Consider the following 7,878-nt stretch of genomic DNA (forward strand, 5'->3'; position numbering starts at 1 on the left):
ACTCATATCATTAATGCCTTGCACAAGAACATTCACATTTGCTTCAATCTCATTTAAAGATTTTCCTGTTCTTTCTGCTAGTTTTCGCACTTCATCAGCAACAACTGCAAATCCTCTTCCGTGTTCTCCTGCTCTTGCTGCTTCAATGGCTGCATTAAGGGCTAAAAGATTGGTTTGGTCTGCAATGTCTTTAATCACATTGACGACTTGCCGAATATCATCACTTTGCTGGATTACTTCACTGCTTTTGCTTGCAACATTTTGCATAGAATCTGTGATTTCTGATACAGCTAAATTCGTTTGCTCTAGGGATTGGCTTTGTGCGTGAGAAGAAGCTTGCAGGTTTGCTACGCGTTCTTGTAAAGTGCTAGAATGCCCTTTGAGTGTTTGTGCGATTCCGCTAGAGTGTTGAAGCATATTTTGGATATAACTTCTTAAATCGTTGATGTTTTCTACTACACGAAGCAATGCACCTTTACTATTGCTTGTCTCTGCAATATGGGTAAAATCATCTCCTTTGTAGCTTTCTAGTGCCTTTTCAATGATTTCAAAGTTTTGATTAAGGTCTTGGAGTGTTTGATTGAGATAAAGTTTAATGTTGTTGAGTTGTTTATTGTTGGATTCAGCTTCTATAAATCTTCCAAAATTACCTTCTTTTGCATATTCAAGAGATTTTAATGTTTCTTGCACACAAGTGCGCTCTTTTTCTAAATTAGTTTGAATCTCTTTGATATTTTCGTTAATGGCTCTTGCCATTTCTCCCAATTCGTCATTGGTGTTAATATGGAGCAGTTTTACACTTGTAGTTTTGAGATGTAAGTAGTCAAAAAAGTCTAAGATTCCTTTGCGTAAAGTCTTAATGGGGTTAAGGATTTTGCGTGCAAAAATATTAATCAGCACGATAAGGATAATTGCAAAGATAAGCAATGAAATGGCTAGGAAAGTAGTGTTTTCACGAATGGATTGATATAAGGTTGCCTCGTCTCCTACTAAACAAACATTCCACGCAGTTAATGAGTTTAAAGAACAGATTCCGAATCTTTGGTGTTTATCTTGGTCAAAGAAAATAAATTCATTTTGATGGTTTTTGGATTTTTCTACTAATAATTTGGAGATTTCACTTTGGTTGAGGATTTCATCGGCATTTTGCGAAAGAATGATTTTGCCACTCGGGTCGGTTGCAAAAATTGTATAATGTTCGCCTTTTTGAAGGGATTCTAAATAGTTGTTTAATGGTTTTAATGCAATGTCTCCACTGACAACACCATAAAAATTGCCCTTGTGGTGGAGTGGTGCTCCAAAGCCAAAAACAGGAAGTTTTTTGCTTGCTTGCAACCACGCATTGTTTAAAATGATTGGTTTATTTTGCGCTTTCGTATCATAAAACCAACTGCGTTTGCGCGGGTCATAGCCACTTTCTGGAAAGACATGATTTCCATTGCTTCGGAGCATTCTTCCATTTTCCTCCACGCCAAAATATACAAGATTGAATCCGCTTGTTTTTTCAACAAGTTCTAGGCTTTTAGCAATGCTTGCTTCATCATCTAAATGATTAGCAATATCGTCTTTAAGTTGATTGATGGCAACTTGTTTTTCATTAATATAAGAAATGAGCAAGAGTTGGATAGAATTTAGCTTGCCTTGGTAGCTTTCTGTTTCAGATAATAGAGTGCTAGTTTTGGTCATTTGATATTGTAAAATCCCAAAAATTAAAAACCCAATTATTGCCGTGAATGTAATGCTTAATGTTGCTTTTAAGCTTAAAGATAACTTCATTGCTTTAACCTTTTCTTAAGATTAACTTTTTGTTAAGAATAGCATATAACAATTAAATCTTTCATTAATATTCCAAAATATCGGCAAAAGTTAATGATTTTTGAAAATTAGTAACATTGATTCAAAAATTGAATCTAAAAATTAGTGGTTTTGTAGTTGCAAGAGGAATTATGTTATAATCCGCAAAATTTCATAAATAAAAAGGATTTGATGATGATGCCAAGTGTTCAGCAGCTGCTCATTGTGCTATTGATTATTGTTGTGTTATTTGGAGCAAAAAAGATTCCAGATTTGGCTAAAGGCTTGGGTTCAGGAATTAAAAATTTCAAAAAAGCAGTCAAAGAAGAGGACGAAGAAATAACAGCACAAAATACGAAGATTGAACAAGACAAAAAGGAATCCGTAGCTAATCCTGCAAACGAGACAACAAAAGTATCCTAATGACACAAAATATCAAACAGATTATAGAGGAAGCGTTAGGGATTTCTAGTATTTTAGAAAAGCCACGCGACAAGAGATTTGGTCATTTTGCTTTGCCAACTTTTAGCTTTGCCAAAACTTTACGACAAAGTCCGCAAGCCATTGCACAAGAGTTTGCGCAAAAGTTAGAATCTTTGCCGCAAATTGCGAGTGTGAATGTGTTGAATGGTTATGTGAATTTTAGTCTAAGTGATATGTTTTTAGCGCAATGTGCGTGGAAATTCTTGCAACAAGATTCTGCAAGTCAAGCTTCAAATGTAGAATCGCAAGATGTGCAGGAGCGTATTTTGCTAGAATATGTGAGCGCAAATCCAACAGGTCCTTTGCACATTGGACACGCGCGTGGGGCAATCTTTGGTGATAGTTTGGCGCGTATTGGCAGGTTTTTGGGATTTTGCATTTCAACAGAATATTATATCAATGACGCAGGCACACAAATAGAAAATTTGGGTAAATCCATTTATTATGCTGGACGACATTTGTTTTTTGGCGCACCCTATGAGTTGCCGCAGGATTGCTATAAGGGTGAATATGTGCTTTTGTTAGCACAGCAAGCAAAGGATTCTTTGGGGTTGGAAGTTTTTGAAAATTTATCACAGATTGCAATCTTAAGTTGCTTTGGAAAAGATAAAATGCTAGAGGAAATCAAGGCAAATTTAGCACAAGTTGGAATCGTATTTGATAACTATGTGAGTGAAAAGGAGCTTTTTACGGCTTGGGATTCCACATTGCGCACACTTAAAGCGAACAATGGCGTCTATGAGCAAGAGGGTAAATTGTGGCTAAAATCTAGTGAATATGGAGACGAAAAAGACCGCGTCATTGTGCGTGAAAGTGGAGAGCCAACCTATCTTGCGGGAGATATTATTTATCACAGAGACAAGTTTATTCGCCCTTTTACGCGCTATATTAATATTTGGGGAGCAGACCATCACGGCTATATTGCGCGCGTGAAAGCCGCTATTAACTTTTTGGGATACGATAGCAATAAACTAGAGGTGCTTTTGTCGCAAATGGTTGCTTTACTTCAAGGGGGCGAAGCCTATAAAATGAGCAAGCGCGCGGGTAATTTTATTTTGATGAAAGAAATCGTAGAGGAAGTTGGTGCAGACGCTTTGCGTTTGATTTTTTTAAGCAAAAAAGCAGACACGCATTTGGAATTTGATATAGAAGAGTTGAAAAAACAAGATGCAAGCAATCCTGTGTATTATATCAATTATGCACACGCACGGATTCATACGCTTTTTACCAAATCACGTTTTGAGATTCAAGATTTTAAAAATACCCCCAAAGAGCAATATGTAGAATCTCTAAAAGAAATGGACGAAAACTTGCGTGATTTATTGGTGCTTTCACTCGGGCTTGATAAGGTGTTGTTAGATGCTTTTGTGCAACGCGCGCCCAATAAGGTTGTGGATTTTTTGAAAAATCTTGCAGGAGAGTTCCACCGATTCTATAATGAGACAAAAATTTTAACCACTGCCAAAGAAGAGCAGATTCTAAAAGTCTTAATTGTTGTTGCAAAGTCTTTAAATTTAGGGCTTGCGTTACTTGGTGTTAAAGCTAAAGAAAGTATGTAAAAGGAGTAATTTTGAGTAAAGCATTAATTTTTCCCGGTCAAGGCAGTCAGAGTATTGGAATGGGTAAAGACTTATTTGAGAATAGCACAGAGGTTAAGAGGTATTTTGAGCAAGCAAGTGAGATTCTAAAAGAAGATATGATAAAACTTTGCTTTGAAGAGAATGAAAAATTGAATTTAACACAATACACACAACCCGCGATTCTTTTGGTGAGTTATAGTGTATTTTCTCTTATTTTGCCAAAAATAAAAGATAAAATTTCTTTTGGGTTAGGGCATTCGTTGGGAGAATTTAGTGCGCTCTGCGCAAGTGGAGCTTTGAGCTTTGAGCAAGCCATTTCATTGGTTAGTAAGCGAGGATATTTAATGGAGGAATCCTGCAAGTCCAAAGCGGCAGGTATGATGGTTGTGCTTGGGCTAGAAGATAATATATTAGAAGAGTTTTGTGCAAAAAAACGCAATAGAGGCTTGAAAGTTTGGTGTGCAAATTATAATGGCGATGGACAAATGGTGCTTGCAGGAAGCAGAGAGGATTTATCCACCTTAGAAGTGGAGATTAAAGGATTGGGTGCAAAACGCGCCTTAATGCTTCCGATGTCTGTGGCAAGCCATTGTCCTATTTTAGAGGGAATGTGCGCAGATTTTAGGGTGTTGCTAGAGGAAGCATTGGGGGATTCCTTTGCCTTTCCTATTATTTCAAATGTAAATGCAAAACCTTATGGGAGTAAAGCACAAGCACTGGATTTGTTGGCAAAGCAGCTTGTTTCACCTGTGCTTTATAAACAATCCATTCGTGGGAATGATGCAGAGATTGAGGGTTTCATAGAGTGTGGAGGCAATGTGTTAAAAGGTTTAAATAAGCGATTGAGTCAAAAAGAAACGATTTCTTTGCAGACTTATGCAGAGATTCAAGATTTTTTACAAAAGGATTAAAATGACATTTGGTATTATTGGCGCGCTTCCAGAGGAGATTGCTCCTGTGCTTGCACACTACAAGGATTATGAAACTTTGGAGTTTGGTGGCAATACTTTTTATAAGATTAAAGCAGGAAACAAGACTGCAATGCTCGCATGTAGTCGTATCGGCAAGGTACATGCAGCATTGACCGCTAGCACAATGATTTTACATTTTGGTTGTGAAAAAATCATATTTAATGGAATTGCGGGCGCAATCAATCCAAGTTATAAAGTTGGAGATTTGCTTTTTGCAAGTAAATTGTGTCAGCACGATGTGGATTTGACAATTTTTGACTATCCTTATGGGTTTGTTCCTGGGAGTGAGACATTTGTCAAAAGTGATTCCACATTAAATGCGATTGCAAAAGAAGTGGCAAGTGAGCTTGGATTTCAAATTTATGAGGGAATCGTTGCTTCAGGGGACCAATTTGTCAATCAAAAAGACAAGAAACAATGGATACGTGAGACTTTTCAAGCGGACGCAGTAGAAATGGAGGGTGCAAGCGTAGCGGTGGTGTGTGAGAATCTCAAAGTGCCTTTTTGTATTCTTCGGACTATATCCGATAGCGTGAATGATGAAAAGCTAGAGGAATACAATGAGGAAGAAAGCGGTAAGAGAAACATTGCATTTGTAATTCAAATGATAGAAAAAATCTAATTTAAGGAGGTTTGGAAATGCGTTTAATTTTGGTGCGACATGCAAAAGCAGAGAATAGAGAAAAGTGGGTAGGCGAAGATGATATGAAACGACCGCTTACCAAAAAAGGTGTAAAACAAGCGAAAAAAATTGCAAAGTATATTGCAAAAAAATACCCCGATGTAGATGCAATTGTTTCATCGCTTGCTTTGCGTGCGTGTGATACTGCAAAGTATATTGCTAAAAAACAATCCCATAGCACTTTTTTCTTAAATCCAAATATTAATCCCGAAGAAGGATTACAAGGTTTTTTAGGGCATAAAGATGAGATTGAAGAAGATTGGCAAACTTTAGTTGTTGTTGGACACGAGCCAAGCATTAGTGAGTTTGTGCGATTTATCTGTGCTAAAGGAACTTTGAATTTGTATGTGGGCAAAGGTTGCGTGGTAGAATTAGAACGCGAAAGTGAGAATGATTGGCTGCTTGTAGGGTTGCATAATTTCTAAAGGGATTCTATGTTTTTGGGTTATTTGCCAGATGTGGCAAACAAATTTAAGAAAAATGAAGTGTTAAGCAGAATCTTTGGCTATCTTTTTGATGCTTTAGATGAAAGCAGTGAAGTGCATCAGAGGATTATAGCTTTAAAAGCGGGGGAGGAATTTGTGGTGTATTTTGAAGGGGGGGTGCGAGCCATTGAGCAGGCTTATAATACCAAAATGCCAAAAGAAGCTTTTTATGAAAGCCATAGTGAAATGGTTGATTTTCAAATGGTAGTTTTTGGCAAGGAGATTTTTTTTATCGCTCCAAATAGTCTTTGCGAGATTAAGAATCCTTTAGATGATGCACGCGATTTGATTGAATATCACGCAAGTGCTTTTCTTTCAAGCATTCAATTATTTCCCGGCAATCTTGCGGTGTTTGAAAGTCTTGATGTGCATGCGGGTGGAATCTCTGCAAATGCAGAATCTTCGCTTGTGCAGAAAGTAGTTGTTAAAGTTCCTAAACAATATGTTAAATTAAACTTTTAAGCTTTGGTTTGGCATTGTGGGCAGATTCCAATCATTGCGATAGAGATTTCTTTGATTTTGTAAGAAGAAATATCGGTGCAAGCGGTTTTGAGTGATTCCACGGAAGAATTAAGTGCCATATCTGTGATTTTTCCACATTTTTCACAAACAAGATGCATATGCTGGTTTTTCACAAGCTCATAACGTTGCTTTTGGTTGGGAAATTTCACTTCATCAATAATTCTTGCTTCTTGCATAGAAGCAAGGTTTTTGTAAATTGTAGCAAGAGACATTGAGGGATTGCTCTCTTTGACATTTTCATAAATTTCATCAATGCTGATATGTCCAAATTTTTGGATTTCTTTCAGGATTGCTAAACGTTGGGGAGTAATTTTGAGGTGATTTTCTTTTAAAATTTTTTCAAACATTTAAATATCCTAATAATATGGGCTAATAAAATTTTATTCTTAAAAACTAATTTTACAAAAATTATTTTTATTTATCAAGAAAGATTATCAATAAATAATTACACAAAGTAATCATTTATTTTTTATGGAATGGAAAGATTTTGTGATGAATGAATTATTTGGGAATCTTAATTTGCATCGATACGACTTTAAAGGCTTGAGATTAATTTTGCCTTTTATTATTTTTTGATACAATCACAAATTATTTTGTTATTTTTTAGGAGTAAATACCATGAGAAGCCATTATTGCGCAGATTTGGGAGAGCAAAATATTGGAGAAATGGTGAGTTTATGCGGTTGGTGTAATACTTATCGCGACCATGGAGGAATCGTTTTTATTGATTTACGCGACCGCAGCGGGCTTGTGCAACTTGTGTTTGACCCGAAGGATAGCGCAGAGGCGCATAAAATTGCGAGCGAAGTGCGTGATGAATATGTTTTGTTGGCAAAAGGAAAAGTGCGCGCAAGAGGCGAGGGACTAGAGAATCCTAAACTAAAAACAGGGAAAATTGAGGTGTTGGTGGAATCTCTAAAGATTGAAAACAAAAGTCTAACACCTCCTATTGCGGTAGGAGATGAAAGTGTGGGGGAAGATGTGCGCTTGAAATATCGCTATTTGGATTTGCGCAATCCGCGTTTGCAAGAGATTTTTATCACGCGAAGCAAGGTGGCACAAGCGACAAGAAATGCGTTAAGTAGCTTGGGATTTTTAGAGGTTGAAACTCCGATTTTAACGAAAGCAACGCCAGAGGGTGCGCGGGATTATCTTGTGCCTAGTCGTGTGCATCACGGCGAATTTTATGCCTTGCCCCAAAGCCCTCAATTATTTAAGCAGCTGCTGATGATTAGCGGATTTGATAAGTATTTTCAGATTGCAAAATGTTTCAGAGATGAAGATTTGCGACTTGATAGGCAACCAGAATTTACGCAAATTGATGTGGAAATGAGTTTTTGCACCCAAGACGATGTAATGTC

At 37.1% G+C, this 7,878-nt stretch carries 9 protein-coding genes; 7 read left to right on the forward strand and 2 right to left on the reverse strand.

Annotated features, from left to right (window positions below; genetic code table 11):
- On the reverse strand, nucleotides 1-1,776 hold a 1,776-nt coding region (locus Q1553_RS00955), incomplete at its 3' end, for a methyl-accepting chemotaxis protein (protein WP_300842678.1).
- 210 nt (nucleotides 1,777-1,986) lie between these two features.
- On the opposite strand from Q1553_RS00955, the gene Q1553_RS00960 reads away from it, so the two are divergent.
- From Q1553_RS00960 to Q1553_RS00985, 6 genes are read left to right on the forward strand one after another with little or no spacing between them, the layout of a single operon-like run.
- Complete coding sequence (locus Q1553_RS00960; protein ID WP_181881617.1) at nucleotides 1,987-2,217, forward strand: twin-arginine translocase TatA/TatE family subunit; 231 nt, start codon at nucleotides 1,987-1,989, stop codon at nucleotides 2,215-2,217.
- The gene (gene argS, locus Q1553_RS00965; protein ID WP_297579393.1) at nucleotides 2,217-3,836 is read left to right on the forward strand and encodes an arginine--tRNA ligase; all 1,620 of its coding nucleotides are present in this window, start codon (nucleotides 2,217-2,219) and stop codon (nucleotides 3,834-3,836) included. The genes Q1553_RS00960 and argS overlap by 1 nt, the downstream gene beginning before the upstream one ends.
- An 11-nt stretch (nucleotides 3,837-3,847) precedes the next feature.
- On the forward strand, nucleotides 3,848-4,768 hold the full coding sequence (fabD, locus tag Q1553_RS00970) for an ACP S-malonyltransferase (protein WP_115551293.1): 921 nt from the start codon (nucleotides 3,848-3,850) through the stop codon (nucleotides 4,766-4,768).
- Nucleotide 4,769: 1 nt separating this feature from the next.
- A complete protein-coding gene (locus Q1553_RS00975; RefSeq protein ID WP_115551292.1) occupies nucleotides 4,770-5,450 on the forward strand; it encodes a 5'-methylthioadenosine/adenosylhomocysteine nucleosidase in 681 nt (226 codons plus the stop codon).
- A 17-nt stretch (nucleotides 5,451-5,467) separates the two neighbouring features.
- The gene (locus Q1553_RS00980) at nucleotides 5,468-5,935 is read left to right on the forward strand and encodes a histidine phosphatase family protein (protein WP_115551291.1); all 468 of its coding nucleotides are present in this window, start codon (nucleotides 5,468-5,470) and stop codon (nucleotides 5,933-5,935) included.
- Nucleotides 5,936-5,944: 9 nt separating this feature from the next.
- Nucleotides 5,945-6,457 (forward strand): YhcH/YjgK/YiaL family protein, encoded by a 513-nt coding sequence (locus tag Q1553_RS00985; protein ID WP_115551290.1) that lies wholly within the window; start codon nucleotides 5,945-5,947, stop codon nucleotides 6,455-6,457.
- On the opposite strand, the gene Q1553_RS00990 is transcribed toward Q1553_RS00985, so the two are convergent.
- Nucleotides 6,454-6,864, reverse strand: a complete 411-nt coding sequence (locus Q1553_RS00990) for a Fur family transcriptional regulator (RefSeq protein WP_115551289.1) — start codon at nucleotides 6,862-6,864, stop codon at nucleotides 6,454-6,456. The genes Q1553_RS00985 and Q1553_RS00990 overlap by 4 nt on opposite strands.
- A gap of 271 nt (nucleotides 6,865-7,135) precedes the next feature.
- On the opposite strand from Q1553_RS00990, the gene aspS reads away from it, so the two are divergent.
- Nucleotides 7,136-7,878 (forward strand): aspartate--tRNA ligase (aspS, locus tag Q1553_RS00995; RefSeq protein ID WP_300842679.1); only part of this gene is annotated, 743 nt, incomplete at its 3' end.

The organism is Helicobacter sp. UBA3407 (genome assembly GCF_949747025.1).
GTDB lineage: Bacteria > Campylobacterota > Campylobacteria > Campylobacterales > Helicobacteraceae > Helicobacter_D > Helicobacter_D ganmani.